This is a genomic window from Siminovitchia fordii DSM 16014 = CIP 108821 (genome assembly GCF_000374565.1).
In the GTDB taxonomy this organism is placed as follows: Bacteria; Bacillota; Bacilli; order Bacillales; family Bacillaceae_C; genus Siminovitchia; species Siminovitchia fordii.
The window spans coordinates 19708-39871 of sequence record NZ_KB894713.1 but is presented as its reverse complement, the minus strand read 5'-3'; the positions used below and the strand labels follow the sequence as shown (position 1 = coordinate 39871).

At 43.0% G+C, this 20164-nt stretch carries 17 protein-coding genes, 1 rRNA gene and 1 riboswitch; all 18 genes read left to right on the top strand.

What is annotated here, in order from left to right; all coding sequences use genetic code 11:
• The first annotated feature begins 49 nt into the window (after positions 1-49).
• The 18 genes from rrf (at position 50) to C509_RS0121225 (ending at position 20137) form a co-directional block, all read left to right on the top strand.
• Positions 50-165 (top strand): 5S ribosomal RNA (gene rrf, locus C509_RS0121310).
• A 458-nt stretch (positions 166-623) separates the two neighbouring features.
• A complete protein-coding gene (locus C509_RS0121305) occupies positions 624-1166 on the top strand; it encodes a DUF2179 domain-containing protein (RefSeq protein ID WP_018708970.1) in 543 nt (180 codons plus the stop codon).
• 5 nt (positions 1167-1171) lie between these two features.
• Positions 1172-1381, top strand: a complete 210-nt coding sequence (locus C509_RS0121300; protein ID WP_026320012.1) for an NETI motif-containing protein — start codon at positions 1172-1174, stop codon at positions 1379-1381.
• A 49-nt stretch (positions 1382-1430) separates the two neighbouring features.
• Positions 1431-1531: riboswitch (purine riboswitch) on the top strand.
• Positions 1532-1794: 263 nt separating this feature from the next.
• Entirely contained in the window at positions 1795-2283 is a 489-nt protein-coding gene (gene purE, locus C509_RS0121295; protein WP_018708968.1) for a 5-(carboxyamino)imidazole ribonucleotide mutase, read from the top strand.
• Positions 2270-3397 (top strand): 5-(carboxyamino)imidazole ribonucleotide synthase, encoded by a 1128-nt coding sequence (gene purK, locus C509_RS0121290; protein WP_018708967.1) that lies wholly within the window; start codon positions 2270-2272, stop codon positions 3395-3397. Before purE ends, purK begins: the two co-directional genes overlap by 14 nt.
• Before the next feature lie 21 nt (positions 3398-3418).
• Positions 3419-4714 carry an adenylosuccinate lyase gene (gene purB / locus C509_RS0121285; RefSeq protein ID WP_018708966.1) on the top strand — a complete coding sequence of 432 codons (1296 nt, stop codon included), beginning with the start codon at positions 3419-3421 and terminating at the stop codon, positions 4712-4714.
• A 29-nt stretch (positions 4715-4743) separates the two neighbouring features.
• The gene (gene purS / locus C509_RS0121280) at positions 4744-4998 is read left to right on the top strand and encodes a phosphoribosylformylglycinamidine synthase subunit PurS (RefSeq protein ID WP_018708965.1); all 255 of its coding nucleotides are present in this window, start codon (positions 4744-4746) and stop codon (positions 4996-4998) included.
• Positions 4995-5681 carry a phosphoribosylformylglycinamidine synthase subunit PurQ gene (purQ, locus tag C509_RS0121275; RefSeq protein WP_018708964.1) on the top strand — a complete coding sequence of 229 codons (687 nt, stop codon included), beginning with the start codon at positions 4995-4997 and terminating at the stop codon, positions 5679-5681. The genes purS and purQ overlap by 4 nt, the downstream gene beginning before the upstream one ends.
• Positions 5665-7890 carry a phosphoribosylformylglycinamidine synthase subunit PurL gene (purL, locus tag C509_RS0121270; RefSeq protein WP_018708963.1) on the top strand — a complete coding sequence of 742 codons (2226 nt, stop codon included), beginning with the start codon at positions 5665-5667 and terminating at the stop codon, positions 7888-7890. The genes purQ and purL overlap by 17 nt, the downstream gene beginning before the upstream one ends.
• Before the next feature lie 20 nt (positions 7891-7910).
• Positions 7911-9284 carry an amidophosphoribosyltransferase gene (purF, locus tag C509_RS0121265; protein WP_018708962.1) on the top strand — a complete coding sequence of 458 codons (1374 nt, stop codon included), beginning with the start codon at positions 7911-7913 and terminating at the stop codon, positions 9282-9284.
• A 747-nt stretch (positions 9285-10031) separates the two neighbouring features.
• Positions 10032-11075, top strand: coding sequence for a phosphoribosylformylglycinamidine cyclo-ligase (purM, locus tag C509_RS0121260; protein ID WP_018708961.1), 1044 nt, complete (start codon positions 10032-10034; stop codon positions 11073-11075).
• Positions 11072-11665, top strand: coding sequence for a phosphoribosylglycinamide formyltransferase (purN, locus tag C509_RS0121255; RefSeq protein ID WP_018708960.1), 594 nt, complete (start codon positions 11072-11074; stop codon positions 11663-11665). Before purM ends, purN begins: the two co-directional genes overlap by 4 nt.
• On the top strand, positions 11662-13194 hold the full coding sequence (gene purH / locus C509_RS0121250; RefSeq protein ID WP_018708959.1) for a bifunctional phosphoribosylaminoimidazolecarboxamide formyltransferase/IMP cyclohydrolase: 1533 nt from the start codon (positions 11662-11664) through the stop codon (positions 13192-13194). The genes purN and purH overlap by 4 nt, the downstream gene beginning before the upstream one ends.
• Before the next feature lie 21 nt (positions 13195-13215).
• Positions 13216-14475 carry a phosphoribosylamine--glycine ligase gene (gene purD / locus C509_RS0121245; RefSeq protein WP_018708958.1) on the top strand — a complete coding sequence of 420 codons (1260 nt, stop codon included), beginning with the start codon at positions 13216-13218 and terminating at the stop codon, positions 14473-14475.
• Between the two features lie 448 nt (positions 14476-14923).
• The gene (locus tag C509_RS0121240; RefSeq protein WP_018708957.1) at positions 14924-15844 is read left to right on the top strand and encodes an ArsR/SmtB family transcription factor; all 921 of its coding nucleotides are present in this window, start codon (positions 14924-14926) and stop codon (positions 15842-15844) included.
• A 16-nt stretch (positions 15845-15860) separates the two neighbouring features.
• Entirely contained in the window at positions 15861-17093 is a 1233-nt protein-coding gene (locus C509_RS24405) for an MDR family MFS transporter (RefSeq protein ID WP_018708956.1), read from the top strand.
• Between the two features lie 246 nt (positions 17094-17339).
• On the top strand, positions 17340-19079 hold the full coding sequence (locus C509_RS0121230) for an adenine deaminase C-terminal domain-containing protein (RefSeq protein WP_018708955.1): 1740 nt from the start codon (positions 17340-17342) through the stop codon (positions 19077-19079).
• Between the two features lie 44 nt (positions 19080-19123).
• Positions 19124-20137: a DUF3048 domain-containing protein gene (locus C509_RS0121225; protein ID WP_018708954.1), complete on the top strand. Its 1014-nt coding sequence runs from the start codon at positions 19124-19126 to the stop codon at positions 20135-20137.
• Positions 20138-20164 lie beyond the last annotated feature (27 nt).

Below are 20164 nucleotides of genomic sequence, written 5' to 3'. Positions count from 1 at the left end.
TCTTCTCTTATCTGGTTTTGAGGGAATGAATCCCTTTCTAAATAAATAGTCTGGTGGCGATAGCGAAGAGGTCACACCCGTTCCCATCCCGAACACGGAAGTTAAGCTCTTCAGCGCCGATGGTAGTGAGGGGCTTCCCCTTGTGAGAGCAGGACGTCGCCGGGCAATAAGAAAAACATGGAGTCAATGGACTTCATGTTTTTTTGTGTTTTATACACCATCCCGGCGTTTGAAAAGACGACCGTTTATAGACTGATGTTTTCGAACAGTTAGAGCTTCGGAATCTTGTGAAAGAAGATGTTGCAGACATACTGAAAACATTGTCCTGTAAAAATCCATCGTGCCATTACTTCAACGTTTGATGAAACTCGGCGTTCATAAGAAGTGAAAAATGGTCTCAATTATATTCTTAATGACTACCAGTTCGTGCTTCAACCAATTCCGTAACTTCAAACCCCGCTTTTACAGGCACCTAATATAACATCTATTCAACCTCTATTCTAAAGGTGTTTTGCTCATTTTCCATCTCGATATAAATTAAATTCTGATAATACTATTAAATATGAAAATAGATCAAAATCCTTTATAATTGTGTAAGTTGAACTAGAAAGGATGAGGCCCCAATGTTGGAGAACAGCTTGGTAATGGTTGTCATTATTTTTATCATCAATGTTATTTATGTTTCTTTTTTTACGATCCGAATGATTTTAACTTTAAAGGGATACCGGTATGTTGCAGCAGTTGTCAGCATGGTAGAAATTGTTATTTACGTCGTGGGCCTCGGCCTGGTACTTGACAATTTAAATCAAATTCAAAATCTCATTGCCTATGCCGTAGGTTATGGTACAGGAGTAATTGTAGGCACAAAAATTGAAGAAAAAATGGCCTTGGGGTACATAACTGTAAATGTCATTACAAAAGAATATGATAGAGATCTTCCAAAGCAGCTTCGTGACAAGGGGTATGGCGTGACAAGCTGGGCAGCACAAGGGCTTGAAGGTGAACGAATGGCCTTACAGGTACTCACCCCAAGAAAATATGAATTAAAACTGTATCAGCTCATAAAGGAGTTAGATCCAAAAGCATTTATCATTGCCTATGAGCCAAAGACTATTTACGGCGGCTTCTGGGTGAAATCTGTTAAGAAAGGAAAACTGCCTCATTGAGTTCCATGAAAAAAAGGTTTACCGTGGAGGAAAATGAAACTATAAATGAATGCTTGGCAAGGATGGAGGAGGAAGGATATCGACCCATCCGCAGGATTGAAAAGCCGGTGTTCCGAGAAGAAAAGAAAAAGGGAAAAATTGAATATAAGCCATTCTCGCAAAAAATTATTTTTGAAGCGATAAAAAGCGACCTAAATCCGAACATTAACAAATGAGTTTTAATTATCGTTCGATTATTGTTTGACATCGAATCGATGCATTGTTAAGATTAAATTGTTAAAGCCTCATATATCATGGGGATAGGGCCCATCAGTTTCTACCCAATTACCGTAAATAATTGGACTATGAGGAAAGTGGGATTTGGGAAATATTTTTAAGCGTGAACTCCCGGATAATCTGCTTTCTTTCCAAAAGAGAGTAGTTTATCCGGTTTTTTATTTTGTTTAGCTCCTGCATTTATCGACTAGTAAACTTCGTGTTTCTTTCTGCAAAACCCAAAATCGGTTTTGATCGACAGGAAGTGCTAGTGCAGGCGGTCGAAAGCACGTGGTGCTTGAGCCAGCCAAGTGAGTGCCGATAAACAGGCATTTGCGTTATTCATTAAAAAAGAGACGGAGGGTTTTATTTTATGAAGGCCGAAGTCGGAATCATTATGGGCAGTACATCTGACTGGGAAACAATGAAGCATGCATGTGACATTTTGGACGAGATTGAAGTTCCCTACGAAAAGAAAGTCGTATCTGCGCACAGAACGCCCGATTTGATGTTTGAATATGCAGAAAACGCCAGAGAAAGAGGATTAAAAGTCATTATTGCAGGTGCCGGGGGCGCTGCTCATTTGCCAGGAATGGTAGCTGCAAAAACTCTAGTTCCTGTCATTGGTGTTCCTGTTGAATCAAGGGCTTTAAAAGGAATGGATTCGTTATTATCCATCGTTCAGATGCCGGGAGGTGTTCCAGTGGCTACAGTTGCCATTGGAAAAGCAGGTGCCATAAATGCAGGTCTTCTCGCAGCACAAATGCTAGCGACAGAGGATGATGCTCTTTATAAAAGACTCACAAACAGAAGAGACTCTTTAAAAGAAAAAGTACTAGGAAGCAGTGATGAGCTTGTCTAAATTGATACAACCCGGTAGTACGATCGGAATTATCGGCGGCGGGCAGTTGGGACGTATGATGGCGATGGCTGCAAAACATGCGGGATTTAAGATCGCTGTTGTTGAACCATCTGTTGATTCTCCAACAGGACAGGTGGCGGATGAAGAAATTGTTGCTCCATATGATGACAGGGACGCACTGTTAAAACTTGCTTCCGTCAGCGATGTCATCACCTATGAATTTGAAAATGTGGATTATGAAGCACTAAAATGGCTGACGGAAAAAGCTTATGTCCCACAGGGGGCGGAATTAATCAAGATTACTCAGGACCGTATATTGGAAAAAAAAGCATTGACTGATGCTGGAGTGGAAGTTGCCGCTTATGCGGTCATTCACAGCGAAGAGGACCTATATAAAGAATTGGATCATATCGGTTTTCCTAGCGTGTTAAAAACGACACGCGGAGGATATGACGGTAAAGGCCAGTATGTCATACACGAGACTGAAAATGCCAAGAAAGCAGCAGCACTGTTAAAAAACGGGCCATGTGTGCTGGAATCTTGGGTACCGTTTGAAAAAGAAATATCAGTGATCATGACTAGAGGTATAAGTGGAGAGCTTGAGTGCTTCCCAGTCGGGGAAAATATTCATGTGAACAATATTTTGCATGAAACGATTGCTCCAGCAAGAGTATCCGCAAACGTAGTAAAGAAAGCGGAAGAGCTGGCTGAAAAAATAGCTGTCCACTTGAATCTAGTCGGAACATTGGCTGTCGAAATGTTTTTGACAAAAGATGAAAAGATATATGTGAATGAATTGGCGCCACGCCCTCACAATTCGGGGCATTATACGATTGAAGCATGCAATATTTCACAATTCGGGCAGCATATCCGAGCGGTTTGCGGATGGCCGCTAATGAAGACAAGGTTATTAGAACCTGCTGTCATGGTCAATGTACTCGGCCAACATATGGAAGGTGTCATTAAGCAAATACCAAAACACCAGGATTGGAACGTTCATTTTTATGGCAAAGAGGAAGCGAAAATAAACCGTAAAATGGGGCATATTACGATCCTTACCGATGCCGTGGATAGAACACTTGAAGACTTGAGTGGAAATGAGATTTGGAAATAGCTTAAGAAAGGAATTCTGACAATGATTGAACGTTATACAAGACCTGAAATGGGAGCTGTATGGAAAGAAGAGAATAGGTACAAGGCATGGCTGGAAGTGGAGATTTTAGCATGTGAAGCGTGGGCAGAACTTGGGGAGATTCCTAAAGAAGATGTAAAAAAAATCCGTCAAAAAGCCAGCTTTGATGTTAATCGAATCAAAGAGATCGAACTTGAAACGAGGCACGATGTTGTAGCCTTTACAAGAGCTGTTTCAGAAACTCTTGGTGAAGAACGCAAATGGGTCCATTATGGATTGACATCTACTGACGTTGTAGACACTGCACTTTCCTACTTATTGAAACAAGCAAATACCATTATCAGAAAAGATCTTGAGAATTTCATCGCTATTTTACGCGATAAAGCTATTGAACATAAAGATACGGTCATGATGGGCAGAACACATGGTGTTCATGCGGAACCGACAACCTTCGGATTAAAGATGGCCCTTTGGTACGAAGAAATGAAAAGAAATATTGAGAGGTTTAACCAAGCAGCTGAAGGAGTCGAGTTCGGAAAAATATCCGGAGCTGTCGGCACTTATGCGAACATTGATCCTTTTGTTGAAAAATTTGTTTGTGAAAAGCTGGGACTGCAGCCTGCACCTCTTTCAACGCAAACATTGCAACGCGACCGCCATGCCCACTATATGGGAGTACTTGCGCTGATAGCAACATCAATTGAAAAGTTCGCGGTTGAAATCCGTGGCCTGCAAAAAAGTGAGACACGTGAAGTGGAAGAGTTTTTTGCAAAAGGACAAAAAGGATCATCCGCCATGCCTCATAAACGTAACCCTATCGCATCGGAAAACATGGCCGGTATGGCTCGCGTTATAAGAGGCTACATGGTGACAGCCTATGATAATGTGCCTTTATGGCATGAGCGCGACATTTCCCACTCATCGGCTGAAAGAATTATATTACCTGATGCAACTATCGCTTTGAACTATATGCTGAACCGCTTTGGCAATGTCGTGAAAAACTTAACCGTTTATCCGGAAAACATGAAAAGAAACATGGATAGAACGCTAGGATTAATTTTTTCACAGCAGGTGCTGCTCACGTTGATCGATAAAGGCCTTTCCCGTGAAGAAGCGTATGATACGGTGCAACCAAAGGCAATGGAAGCATGGGAAAAGCAAATTTCATTCAAGGGGCTAATTGAAGAAGACGCAACTGTCCAAAAGCTGCTTTCCCCAGCAGAAATTGATGCATGTTTTGACCCAAGGTATCATTTGAAACATGTTGATACAATATTTGAACGTCTTGGATTGAACTAAAACTCGCGCAAGCGAAAGGAGAAATGAAGATGTATAAAGTGAAGGTATTTGTAACATTGAAAGAAAGTGTTATTGATCCTGAAGGTGCGGCTGCAACAAAGGAACTGAAGAAATCCGATTTTCCTGAAGTTGAAAATGTCCGTGTTGGAAAGTATATCGAATTAACCATTGACCAAACAAACAAAAATGTGGAAGAAGCAGTCCATGATATGTGCAAAAACCTTCTTGTAAATACGGAAGTTGAAGATTACCGCTTTGAAATCGAGGAGGCGGCTGCAAAGTGAAAATCGCAATAGTCGTTTTCCCAGGCACAACGTGCGAAGCTGATTTAGACGCAGCCCTCAAGCAAACTACCGGAGAGAAAGCTGAATATGTCGGACACGACATTGAGACTCTTGAAGGATATGATGCTGTTCTGATTCCAGGAGGTGCGTCCTACGGCGATGCTGTCCGGCCGGGAGCCATTGCCAAAAGGCAGCCTGTCGTAAAAGGAATCCAAAAAGCGGCTGAAGCTGGTAAGCCAATCCTTGGTATTGGAAATGGATTTCAAATTCTTCAGGAAGCAGGGCTGCTTCCGGGTACGATGCTTACGAACGAAAGTTTGAAATTTGTATGCAAACCAGTAAAGCTTCAGGTGGCAAACAATGATACGGCATTCACTTCGCTTTATGAAAGTGGAGAAATCATTTCACTGCCTATAGCGCATAAAAAAGGTAATTTTTACTGCAGCCAATCAGAATTGAAAAAGCTGCAAGAAAATAACCAAATCATCTTCACCTATACATCTGAAAATCCGAATGACAGTATGGCCGACATTGCCGGCATTACGAATGAAAAAGGAAATGTCCTTGGCTTGATGCCACACCCAGAAAGAGCTGTAGATCAACTTTTGGGCAGCACTGATGGAGTGAAATTGTTCAAATCTATTGTACAAAACTGGAGGGAAACACATGTCACAAATGCTTGAGCCGAATCCGTCCGAGATTAAAGAACAAAAGATCTATCAAGAGATGGGCTTGTCAGACGAAGAGTTCGAACTTGCGGAAAAAATGCTCGGAAGAACACCGAACTATACGGAAACCGGACTTTTTTCCGTCATGTGGTCTGAGCACTGCAGCTACAAGAGCTCAAAGCATGTGCTGAAAAAGTTCCCCACAGAAGGAAAACAAGTTTTACAAGGTCCGGGAGAAGGTGCTGGAATCGTTGACATTGGCGATAACCAGGCAGTTGTTTTCAAAATTGAGAGCCATAACTCACCTTCAGCCGTCGAGCCGTACGAAGGTGCTGCTACTGGTGTCGGCGGTATTGTCCGTGACGTATTTTCAATGGGCGCCCGTCCTATTGCGGCCATGAATTCTTTGAGATTCGGAGAATTGGATTCTCCAAGGGTTCGTTATTTGCTTGAGCAGGCAGTAGCAGGAATCGCCGATTATGGAAATGCACTTGGTGTTCCGACAGTAGGCGGGGAGATTCAATTTGATCCGGCATATGAAAGCAACCCTCTAGTCAATGCAATGGTTGTGGGTCTTCTTAACCATGAAGACATGCAGAAAGGTCAAGCAAAAGGTGTAGGCAACACTGTTATGTATGTTGGCGCCGCGACAGGCCGGGATGGCATTCACGGAGCTACTTTTTCCTCGGCGGAACTGTCTGAGGATGAAGACGAAGAGCGCGCAGCGGTACAGGCAGGGGACCCTTTTACAGAGAAGCTGTTAATGGATGCTTGTTTGGAACTTGTAAAATCGGATGCTTTGATCGGAATCCAAGATATGGGAGCAGCCGGATTGACCAGTTCCTCTGCCGAAATGGCAAGTAAGGCAGGCTACGGTGTTGAAATGAATCTTGACCTAATTCCTCAACGTGAAATGAATATGACTGCTTATGAAATGATGCTGTCCGAATCTCAAGAGAGGATGCTCATCGTTATCAAAAAAGGAAGGGAACAGGAAATCATCGACCTGTTCGCAAAATATGATTTGGAAGCTGTAGCTGTTGGCCATGTAACCGACGATAAAATGCTTCGCCTTCTTCATAAAGGCCAGGTTGTGGCGGAAGTGCCTGCAGATGCATTAGCGGAAGATGCTCCAGTCTATCATAAAAAATCCGAAATTCCGGCCTATTTCCGGGAATATCAGGAAATGGAAGTTGGTGTTCCGGAAGTTACTGATTACCAGGAAACTTTACTTAAGCTTTTACAACAGCCGACAGTTGCCAGCAAAGAGTGGGTTTACCGCCAATTTGACCATCAAGTGGGGGCCAATACAGTCGTTACTCCCGGTTCAGACGCAGCAGTTGTCAGAATACCTGGAACAAATAAAGGAATCGCAATAACAACGGATTGCAACTCTCGTTACATTTACCTTGACCCGGAAACAGGCGGAAAAATCGCAGTAGCGGAAGCTGCAAGAAACGTCGTTTGTTCCGGTGCAGAGCCGCTTGCAATTACGGACGGCTTAAACTTCGGAAGCCCGGACAAGCCGGAAACTTTTTGGCAGATTGAAAAATCCGCAGAAGGAATCAGTGAAGCATGTCTGGCACTTAACAGCCCGGTCATCGGGGGAAATGTTTCTCTTTATAATGAAAAAGGCGGAAAGGCGATTTATCCAACCCCTATCATTGGCATGGTCGGCTTGATTCCGGACCTTGCACATGCAACTACACAGTCATTTAAAGAGGCTGGAGACCTGGTGTACATCGTTGGGGAAACGAAGCCTGAATTTGGCGGAAGTGAACTTCAGAAATTAGTTCATGACGACATTTTTGGAAAAGCTCCTGCAATTGATCTTGCTGTGGAGGCTAAAAGACAGAAGCAGATTCTTACAGCAATACGGGAAGGTCTTGTATCTTCTGCTCACGATATTTCGGAGGGCGGAGCGGCTGTAGCTCTTGCTGAATGCCTGTTTGGAACAGATGGACTTGGAGCGGAAGTAACCCTAGCCGGAGATAAAACAACAGCATTATTCTCTGAAACACAATCGCGTTTTATCATCTCGGTCAAGAAAGACAATCAGGCAGCTTTTGAAGAAACCGTAAAAGATGCAATGTTGATTGGTGAAGTTACAGACAGCGCAGAATTAGTCATCCTTAACGAAAATAAAGAGCTAGTGATCAAATCCGACAGCAGAAAGATGGAAGAGGCTTGGAAGGGAGCCATCCCGTCTCTGCTGAATAAATAAGCATAAATGAGGTATGCAGTGTGTTTGGAATATGGGGTCACCCCGATGCGGCAAGAATGACATATTATGGTCTGCACAGTCTACAGCATAGAGGGCAGGAAGGCGCCGGGATTGTTGTAACAGATGGAAAACGAATGAAGGGGATAAAAGGAGATGGGCTCGTCAACGATGTATTTGATGAAAAGAAGCTTGACAGCCTTAAAGGTACCGGCGCAATCGGGCATGTAAGATATACTGGAAAGAGCGGCATTGAAAATATTCAGCCGCTTCTCTTCCATTCATCAAGCGGAAGTCTTGCTCTTTCACATACAGGAAATTTGATCAATGCGAATGATTTAAAACACCAATTGGAAATGCAGGGGAGTATTTTTCAGACAAATACAGACACGGAAGTACTTGCGCATCTGATTAAACGCAGCGGATATCTGGCACTGAAAGACAAGGTGAAAAATGCACTTTCAATGGTGAAAGGTTCTTACGCCTTGATCGTTTTGACAGAAGATGAGCTAATCATCGCACAAGATCCTAACGGATTACGGCCACTCTCCATTGGAAAAGTCGGAGATGCGTATTGTGTCGCATCAGAAACATGTGCATACGATTTAATCGGGGCGGAGTATATCCGAGATGTTGAACCTGGGGAAATGATCATCATCAACGATGAAGGATTACATGAAGAACGCTTTTCTCTTTCAGGTTCCCACGCCATGTGTACAATGGAATATGTTTATTTTTCAAGACCGGACAGTGATATACGCGGAATCAACATCCATACGGCAAGAAAAAATCTTGGAAAGCAGCTCGCTCTTGAGGCCAATGTCGAAGGTGACGTTGTAACAGGGGTCCCGGATTCAAGCATTTCCTCAGCTATTGGTTATGCAGAAACCACAGGGATACCATACGAACTTGGTTTAATTAAAAACAGATATGTCGGAAGGACTTTTATTAAACCGACTCAGGAGCTTCGCGAGCAGGGAGTGAAAATGAAACTATCCCCTGTTCGAAAGGTGGTCGAAGGAAAACGTGTCATCATGGTCGACGATTCAATCGTACGTGGAACTACAAGCCGGCGGATTGTACGGATGCTAAAAGAAGCCGGTGCAACGGAAGTTCACGTCTGCATCAGTTCTCCGCCAATGACAAATCCGTGCTTTTATGGAATCGACGTATCTACCCATGAAGAGCTGATCGCCTCCAGTCATAGTGTGGAGGAAATCCGTGAGATTATTGGGGCCGACTCACTCACATTCCTGAGTGTCGAAGGTATGCTGAAGGCCATTGGAAGAGAAGGACTTGGTAAAAACTGCGGTCAGTGTATGGCTTGCTTTACGGGTGAATACCCAACAGAAATCTATCCGGATACCCCATTGCCTTATGAGAAGGAAATGGAATAGGAAAAGGATAGAGCGATGTTAACGACGTTCAACTGGACGTGTCCGGCAAGATAAAGGAAAAGAAGTGTTGCTAGATCTCGAAACTGGACAGCGGGTCACTTGATGAAACGGCCACTGATCGAGGGAATGATGCCCGAAACGTTTTGGAATCTCAAAAACGGTACCAATGGGTGAAAAAGGTTCCCGAAAAGTTATGGTAGTTCGAAAAGCGGTCACTAATCGGTGTAAAAGGTACCCGAAAAGTTACGTTAATCCGAAAAGCGGTCACTAATCGGAGTAAAAGATGCCCGAAAAGTTGCGTTATCTCGAAACCCGGTCACTAATCGGAGTAAAGATGCCCGAAATGTTACGTAAACCCAAAAACCGGTCACTAATCAGTGTAAAAGGTGCCCGAAAGGTTGCGTTAATCCGAAAAGCGGTCACTAATCGGAGTAAAAGATGCCCGAAAAGTTGCGTTAATCCGAAAATCGGTCACTAATCGGAGTAAAAGATACCCGAAAAGTTGTGTTATCTCGAAACCCGGTCACTAATCAGTGTAAAAGGTACCCGAAAAGTTGCGTAAACCCGAAAACCGGTCACCAATCGAAGACCTAGGTGCCCGAAAAGGCGAGAAACATTAGAAGTCGGTAACTAATCCAGTGTGTACACGATGTTCGAACAGTTGAATGATAGATATGTTAATTTTAAAAAAGGCGGCGAGACATTCGCCGCCGCTTGAGTGTAAAAACGTGATAGGAGGCAATAAGGATGGCTGATGCCTACCAAAAAGCAGGAGTCAATATTGAAGCCGGATATGAAGCGGTTGAGAAAATAACGAAACATGTGAAACGGACGAACAGGACCGGTGTCTTGGGACAACTGGGCGGATTTGGCGGTGCGTTTGATTTATCGGAAATGAACTTGAAGGAACCTGTTCTCATTTCTGGTACGGATGGTGTCGGAACAAAGCTGAAGCTAGCTTTCATGATGGACAAACACGATACAATCGGAATCGACTGTGTGGCCATGTGCGTGAATGATGTAGTAGTCCAAGGAGCAGAACCTCTTTATTTTCTCGACTATATTGCCTGCGGGAAGGCGGTTCCGGACAAAATTGAGCAAATTGTCAAGGGAATCGCAGATGGCTGCGAAATGGCCGGATGTGCCCTTATCGGCGGGGAAACTGCTGAAATGCCTGGAATGTACAAGGAAGATGAATATGATCTTGCCGGTTTTACAGTTGGTGCCTGTGAAAAATCCCAATTGATCAATGGGGAGAATATCAAGGACGGTGATGTACTGATCGGTCTGGAATCAAATGGAATTCACAGTAATGGGTACTCACTTGTACGGAAAATTTTCTTTGAAGAAAATCAGTTCTCCCTAGATGAAAAATTGCCGGAATTGAGTGCTCCACTCGGAGAAGAACTGCTTAAGCCTACACGTATTTATGTGAAGCAAGTCATTTCTGCACTTCGGGAGTTTGAAATCAAAGGAATGGCTCATATTACTGGGGGCGGTTTTATTGAAAACATTCCAAGGATGCTTCCGGATGGACTCGGCGCAGAAGTGAAACAAGGCACATGGCCTGTTTTGCCTGTTTTTGAAGCGTTGAAAAAATATGGCAAGCTTCAGATAGAGGAGATGTACAACATTTTTAATATGGGAATAGGACTTGTTTTGGCAGTTGATCCTGACGATGCAGAAGAAGCCATTCAATATTTCGTAAATCAGGGTGATAAAGCCTATAAGATCGGCACTGTCATTAAGGGAGAAGGCGTACAATTTACAGGGGCAGGTACACAACAGTGAAAAAGATAGCAGTGTTTGCGTCTGGAAACGGCAGTAATTTTCAAGCTATCTATGAGGCGGTTGAGTCAGGAACGCTCCGGGCTGAAATAAAAATGCTTGTTTGTGACAAGCCTGGTGCTTTTGTCGTGGAAAGGGCCAGAAAAGCAGGGGTTCCTGTTCTGGAATTCTGCCCAAAGCAGTATGAATCGAAAATGGAGTTTGAAACAATGCTCCATGAAGAACTCCAAAAAAAAGACGTGGAATATATTGTACTGGCTGGATACATGCGTTTGATCGGATCAGTTCTTCTCGAGAATTATCCTGAAAAAATTATTAATATCCATCCATCACTGCTGCCTGCGTTTCCAGGTATGGATGCAATTGGTCAGGCTGTAGCTTCAGGAGCGAAAGTGACAGGCGTTACCATTCATTATGTGGATGAAGGCATGGACACTGGCCCGATCATCGCTCAGAAGGCCCTCGAAATTCAGGACGGAGCAACGATTGAAGAAATTGCACAAGAGGTTCATGAAATAGAACATGAATTTTACCCCGAAACGCTTGATAAGCTTTTTGAGGGAAAAAGAAAAATGGAAGGTGCTGAAGAATGAAACGAGCGCTCATCAGTGTATCAGATAAAAGTGGAATCGTCGATTTTGCTACAGAATTGATCAATTTGGGATTTGAAATTCTATCAACCGGTGGAACGAAAAAAATGTTGGAAGAGAACAATCTTCCTGTTACGGCTGTTGATGAGGTGACAGGTTTTCCGGAAATTTTAGAAGGCCGTGTAAAAACACTACATCCATACATTCATGGGGGATTGCTTGCTAAAAAGAGTGACCCATCTCATATGAAGCAGCTAGAAGCACAAGGAATCAAAGGGATTGACGTTGTGTGTGTCAATTTATATCCATTCCAGAAAACAATCGAAAAGCCTGGCGTAACTGTTGAAGATGCTATCGAAAACATTGATATTGGCGGTCCGGCGATGCTTCGTGCTTCTGCCAAAAACCATGAAAGTGTTGTGGTTGTTGTCGATGCTGCCGACTATGAGACAGTTTTAAATGAACTCCGCGCAAAGGAAGGTGTTTCACTTGAAACTAGAAGAAAGCTTGCAGCAAAAGTGTACCGTCACACAGCAGCATATGATGCTTTGATTGCAGAATATATGACGAACTTGGCGGGCGAAGAGGAACCTGAAAGAGTGACATTCACTTATGAGTTGAAACAATCGTTGAGATACGGGGAAAATCCACATCAAAAAGCGACTTTTTATGAGAAGCCGCTCGGGTCAAAATTTTCCATAGCCCATGCAAAGCAGCTCCATGGAAAAGAGCTTTCCTTTAATAACATCCGCGATGCCGACGCAGCTCTTCAGATCGTCAAAGAATTTGACATGCCTGCAGCAGTAGCCGTCAAGCATATGAACCCTTGCGGCGTCGGAACTGGTGAGAATGCTGCGGATGCTTTTTCAAAAGCGTATGAAGCTGACCCTACTTCCATTTTCGGAGGAATCATCGCGTTCAACCGGGAAGTAGATGAAAATGCGGCAAAAATCCTGAAAGAAATTTTCTTGGAAATCATCATTGCACCTTCTTATACAGAGGAAGCCCTGAACATTTTAACGGCCAAGAAAAATATACGATTGTTGACCGTTTCATTCGACCAAAAAAATACACCTGAAAAAGTTTTGACTTCCATTGAAGGCGGATTGCTTATACAGGATCAGGATTTGATCGGTCTAGATGACGCAGAGCTCACCTTTCCAACAAAGCGTAAGCCGACAGAGGAAGAATTGGAAGCTTTGAAATTGGGATGGAAAGTGGTTAAGCATGTGAAATCCAATGCTATCGTTGTTGCAGATGAAGCGATGACCCTTGGAGTGGGAGCAGGCCAGATGAACCGCGTAGGTGCGGCGAAAATTGCCATCGAACAGGCTGGAGAAAGAGCTAGGGGCGCCGTTCTTGCTTCAGATGCGTTCTTCCCGATGAGTGATACAGTAGAGGAAGCGGCAAAAGCAGGAATCACAGCCATCATCCAACCGGGAGGATCCATCCGTGATGAAGATTCCATCAAAGCAGCGGATGAACTTGGAATTGCCATGGTATTTACTGGCGTGCGGCATTTTAAACACTAAAACAATGGATGGTGAATTTCTTTGAAAGTTCTAGTTGTTGGCGGAGGCGGAAGAGAGCACGCCATCTGTAAAAAATTGAAAGAAAGCAAGCAGGTGACGGAGGTTTTTTGTGCACCGGGGAACGCTGGTATTGCCGAAGACGCAACCGTAGTGCCAATTAAAGAAACAGCTTTTTCAGACCTGATTGGTTTGGTGAAAAAAGAGCAAATCGAGTTGACAATTGTAGGTCCCGAAGTTCCTCTGAATGCAGGGATCGTCGATGAATTCGAAGCAGCAGGCCTGAAAATTTTTGGTCCTAGGAAAAATGCCGCAATTATAGAAGGAAGCAAATCCTTTGCAAAGGATCTGATGAAAAAATATAAAATCCCAACGGCTGCTTATGAAACTTTCCATTCGTACGAAGAAGCGAAAGCTTATATAGATAAACAGGGTGCACCGATTGTCATCAAAGCCGACGGGCTTGCTGCAGGAAAAGGTGTAGTCGTGGCGATGACTCTCGAAGAAGCGCATGAGGCATTGAAAGACATGCTGTTGGATGAAAAATTCGGAGATTCGTCCGCGAGTGTTGTCATCGAAGAGTTTTTAGAAGGAGAAGAGTATTCGCTGATGGCTTTTGTCAATGGCGAAAAAGTCTATCCGATGGTCATCGCGCAGGACCACAAACGTGCCTATGATGGAGACAAAGGTCCCAATACAGGCGGAATGGGTGCCTATTCGCCTGTACCTCATATACCCGCCGGCGAAGTAGAGCAGGCTGTAAAGGATATTCTCATTCCAACTGCCAATGCTATGATAGCAGAAGACAGGCCGTTTACCGGAATTTTATATGCCGGATTGATTTTGACAAAAGACGGCTCCAAAACGATCGAATTCAACGCCCGTTTCGGAGATCCAGAAACACAGGTTGTGCTTGAACGCCTTGACAGCGATCTGGCAGAATTGGTGAATGATATTTTAGAAGGAAAAGAGCCTGTCATCGAGTGGTCGAATGATGCAGTGATCGGAGTTGTTTATGCATCAAACGGCTATCCCGGCGATTATGAAAAAGGATTGCCTCTTCCTGATTTGAAAACATTGGATCCCTCGATAAAAGTTTTCCATGCAGGTACAGCTGCGGGAAGCGAAGAAGGGACGTACGTTTCCAACGGAGGGCGCCTCCTGCTTCTGGCAGCGAAAGGTGCAGATATTGCAACTGCTTCTGATAACGTGTATAAGGAAATGAACAAGCTTGACAGCGACTACTTCTTTTGCCGGAAAGATATTGGATATAAAGCCTTATAAAGATAAACTCCTGCCTGCGGGCAGGAGTTTTTTTAGTGGACGGAGAAGGACGAGGATCTTCCCCGCCCGATGGAAGACGCGGCCTAAATAAGAGTGAAGGCAAAGATTAATATAATGTTTCAAAGAGTCTAATGGAGCACAAGAACCGAAACCCAGGTCTCCATGATTGTTTTAAAGCACTGAAAAAGCGCAAGAACCAAAAACGGGTCCGAGAGAGTTTCAAAGCACCCGAAAAAGCACAAACATGTATATCGAGTAGCTATAAGGTGTTTATAATCCTCGTATGTACTCTCAGAAAATGGGATAGACGATTAGAAAATACACAGGTACCAACTGTTTCTAATTGATTTGTCGAAAGTTAGTTGTCTGTATTTTTTATAAGTTCGTGTATAATAGAACTAAATTCAAGTTCGAATAATATAGAACAATAAATTAAAGGGAGGATATGATGGGATATCATCTAATTATTGATTTTTCACCTGTATACGAGCTGATTAACAGTCTATATAAGTTTATTCATCATAAACAAGTCAAAAATGTACTTTTGCAGGATGACTGGTTTCGAGAAACGCAACGGAAATTGGACCCGCAATTTGCTAAACAATTGGCTGATGAACGTTTTGAAGTATTACACCGAATAAATCTGCTTGCCTGGCAATATAAAGGTGATCAGACTGTAGAGGCATTCCTTGCATGGTTGCAAGGCCAGCCAGCAGGAAAAATTTACGAGATCCTCTCTCCCTGGGTACGTTCGATTCCAGGCAATCTCGGAGAGATCCGAGATCGTATGGTGGAACTATTGTCAAAGTGGGATGAGCAATACTTCCAAAACGTGGATCCAAATATATTGCATTCTTTAAAAAAAGATGCTGAGGAAAAGGAACGGCTACTCACAACTCTTTCTCCCATTGATCTAATTGAAGAAGCAACTAACGGACTTAGACTTGAAGAGACTAAAGAAGTAAAGACCGTCATTCTTACGCCGCAATATCATTATTTTCCTGCGGCAATTTTAGATTTCCATGAAAATATTTGTACGTGCCTATATCCATCTACGCATGCAATGAAAGTGGCCAATGGGGAAGAGGGTGGGGAGATGTATTCACTTGTTACGATTACTCAAGCACTTGCAGATCCTAACCGTTTAAAAATTTTGCGTGTATTAAATCAGCATCCAGCTAATTTTGCTGAGATTCACAAACTTCTTGGGTTGGCAAAAAGCACAACAAATCACCATATTTCTTCATTAAGAAGAGCGGGATTGATCTGTGCCCATCACTTCGGCAAATCAACCGCACAGAAATACAGCTTGAGAACCAATATACTAGAAAAGTTTGGGGAGCAAATAATGGAGTTCATCAAAAAATAGGTAAGGGAGATACATGATGAATAAATTTCTTCAGGTATTCAGTCAGTATCATCCAATTGTGAACACATTGCTTTTTGGTACGATGATCTTAGCGATCGGAAATAGTATCAGCATTTTGTATTTCCCTCTATATTTAGTAAAGGAACAACATTTCGATCCTGTTAAAGTTGCTTTAATAGTAGGAGTTGGATCACTGGCGGCTACGTTCAGTGGCTTTATCGCCGGGTTTGTATCGGATTTTATAGGACGAAGGAAGGTAATGTTGGGTTCTTTATATGTTTCCTCCTTCATTTTTTTCGGATTCATGTTATCGAAGCAAGTGTATTTTTTAATTTTGATGATGCTGTTGCAGGGGGTAAGCACCTCTTTTTTTGCTCCAGTATCTAAAGCATTGGCTGCCGACCTAACAGCAGTTGATCGAAGGATGCGTGTTTTCTCCATCCGATATACGATAAATAATATCGGATACGCAATTGGTCCTCCAATCGGGGCGTATTTGTGGCTAAAAGAAACGATTGATCCATTTTTGGTCACAGGTTGTTTATATGGCGGGTATAGCATTCTTCTTCACATATTATTAAATAAATATGGAATTAAACAGATTGAAGGGGAGCAATTAAAAGAATCGGCGACAATACAAGGAGCTTTTTGCGTAATCAAATATGATAAGGTCCTTTTCTTTTTAGTATTTGGAGGTCTCGTAAGTACGACTGTATATGGGCAGTGGTCCGTTACCATGCAACAATATTTAAATGGGCACTTTACGAACGGTACGCTGCTTTATACTTCAGTTCTAACCGTAAACAGTGTATGTGTCATCTTGTTTCAATACCCTATTTCCAGGTGGGCCGAGCGTTTTAAACCGCTTACGATAGTCGTTGCAGGCAGTCTTCTCTTTTCAATTGGAATGGGTGGTTTTGCATTCTCCACTACCTGGTTTTCACTGATATTATTTATGGTGATCTTTACAATTGGGGAAACGATGGTTATCCCGTCGGAGTATATGATGATTGATCAAATCACACCTAATCGTTTGCGCGGGATGTATTATGGAGCCCAAAATTTGCCGGGGGTTGGAAATTTCTTTGGACCATTGGTTGGTGGATACTTATTATTGCATTTTGGCGGCAGTGTGATGTTTTTAAGTTTTGCGTTATTAGGACTAATAAGCATCTTCTTTTTTTGGCGAGGACAAACCATTCAGGATCGTAAAAGCATAAATAAAAGGAGCAACAATATTGTTTTATGACTGTCTGACAATCCCGTAACCCTTAGTCCTTTAGTTCGTTTAGCGTCCCCGGGGAATCGGGAGATTAAAATTCTCCAAAGTCTCTACTGTCTTTTGACCCATTTTTTTCCAGATGGCAATTCAAGCCCTAGGTATAACTTCGCTTTTCACAAACATTTTCATTCGATTTTCAACCTTCACTGCGTTAACTCAAAAAGTATGATAAAATTAAAAAAATCAGAGTGATCTCCCTAGGGAGGGTTGAACTTGGAACAGAGATACAGATGGAGAAACAAAGAAATACGTGAACAGGCAGCGATCATTGATGGGAAAAGACCGCCTGCCATTTTATTAAAAAATGCCCGCTTCTTACACTCGACACTACGCCGTTGGTTGGAAGGAAATATATGGATTGATAATGATCGAATTGTGTATGCAGGAGAGGAGCTTCCGGCTAACACAAGTACGACTGAAATAGTGGATTGCCGGGGTCTGATATTGGTGCCTGGTTATATAGAGCCGCATGTTCATCCGTTCCTCTTGTACAATCCACAAACATTTTCACGATTTGCCGCACAGACTGGGACGACAACAACTATAAATGATAATCTCTTCCTTTTTTTACATTTACATAAAAGGAAAGCGTTTTCAATTATTCGTAAGTTTGATGAGTCGCCTGTTACTATGTATTGGTGGACACGATATGACGCGCAAACAGTGCTGGACGGGGAGGAGACCATTTTTTCCAACAGTGATGTAAAGACTTGGCTTGAACATGACAAAGTCGTTCAAGGCGGCGAACTTACCGGCTGGCCCCAGCTTTTGGATGGCGATGATCTGATGCTACATTGGATTCAGGAGACGAAGCGCCTCGGGAAAAAAGTGGAGGGGCATTTTCCGGGAGCTTCCGATAGGACGCTTGCCAAGCTGATGCTGTTCGGAGCGGATTGTGACCATGAAGCCATGACAGGCGAAGATATTTACAAGCGCCTTATGCAAGGTTATATGGTGTCATTAAGGCATTCATCAATTCGGCCGGATCTGCCTGTCCTTCTGGAAGATATCAAAAAGATGGGACTGGATCAGTACGAATCGATGTTGTTTACAACTGACGGATCTACACCCGCATTTTATAGGCGAGGAATGATCGATGCTATGATCCGCATGGCTATTGAAAGTGGGATTCCTGTAATTGATGCTTATCAGATGGCGTCTTATAATGTCGCGCGGCATTATAATCTGCAGCATCTACATGGACTGATCGGTACTGGGAGAATCGCAAATATCAATTTCTTGGAAAGCGAGACCAACCCGACGCCTGTTTCTGTCCTTGCAAGAGGGCAGTGGGTGAAAAGGGATGGTAATCAAATTGTCATAGATGAAGAGATTCATTGGGAAGATTACGGAATTGAGCCATTGAAAGTTGATTGGGAATTAACGATGGAAGACTTGCAATTTTCCATGCCATTTGGGATGAAAATGGTCAATAGCGTCATTACGAAACCTTATTCAATAGCAATGGACGTCTCTTTGGATGAACTCCCAAAAGATAATGATGAGTCCTTTTTTGCATTGTTGGACAGGAAAGGGAAGTGGAGAGTCAATACCATGCTTAAGGGATTTGCCAGAGGTGTTTGCGGATTTGTCTCTTCGTTTTCCACTACAGGAGACATCATTTTGATTGGAAAAAACAAAAGCGATATGAAGCTTGCCTTTGATAGAATAAAAGAAATAGGCGGTGGTATTGTGCTTGCTGAAAATGGAAGGATTATCCACGAAATCCGTCTCCCTCTCTCCGGAATGATGTCGGAAAAAGAACTTCCTATTCTCATAGAAGAGGAAGAGGAATTGAGAGGGTTGCTTGCAGAAAGGGGATATCCATTTTCTGATCCCATCTACTCGCTATTCTTTCTTTCTTCCACTCATTTGCCGTATATCCGTGTGACTCAGCGGGGCGTGTATGATGTGATGAATAAAACAGTACTCTTTCCAACGTTAATGCGTTAAAATATGTTGAGAGAATGAAAAATTATTTTTTAGGGGATGGGATCTTGAAACCAACAAGATTGGCATGTGTTGTTCTTGCAACATTGATGCTCTTTGTATCTGCGTGCAATAAAAAGGACTCTCAGGAGCCTGAAAAACAGACGGAAAAAGAAGAAACAGCAGTAAAAACTACCGCTCCGCTGACCGGTGTTGAAAGCAATATAACATCGCCTGAACGTGCAGTGGCAGTCACAATCAACAATCACCCGGATGCGAGGCCGCAAAGCGGTCTTTCCCAGGCAGATCTTGTGTACGAAGTACTGGCTGAAGGAAATGTAACAAGATTTTTGGCCGTTTTTCAAAGTGAAAAGCCTGAGAATATCGGTCCAGTCCGAAGTGCAAGAAAGTATTTTATTGACCTAGCTCAAGGATATAATGCCCTGTATATAGCTCATGGGTATAGTCCGGAATCTAAACGGACACTTGAGTCAGGAAAAGTTGATAACATCAATGGAATCCAGCATGACGGAACTTTGTTCAAACGTGCAAGTTACCGTAAAGCGCCGCATAATTCCTATATCACTTTTAAAAATATAGAAAAAGGTGCATTAGATGCGGGCTATGATATGGATGAAGCGCCGAATCCATTGGACTTCCTTACCGATGAAGAAGCTGGAAGCCTTGAAGGCGATGCAGCTCCCAAAGTGAAGGTGTCGTACAGCCAAGACCCGACTTTTATCTCTGAGTACAACTATGATTCCGAAAAAGGAAAATATACCCGTTCATCCGATGGTGCCGAAACAGTAGAATACGAAGATGACCAACCTGTTCTTCTAGACAATGTGCTTGTCATTGAAGCGGCTCATAAGGTCAAAGATGAAAAAGGCAGACGGGAAATCGACCTTAATTCAGGTGGAAAAGCATATATTTTTCAAAAAGGTATTGTGCAGGAAGCCGAATGGAAGAATGAAGATGGAAGAATTCTGCCATATAAGAATGGGGAACGGATGAAATTGGTTCCAGGAAAAACATGGATCAATATCGTGCCAGAATTGACGATAGTCTCTTTTGAGCAATAACAGACAGCAGTTATAAAGGGGATTTTC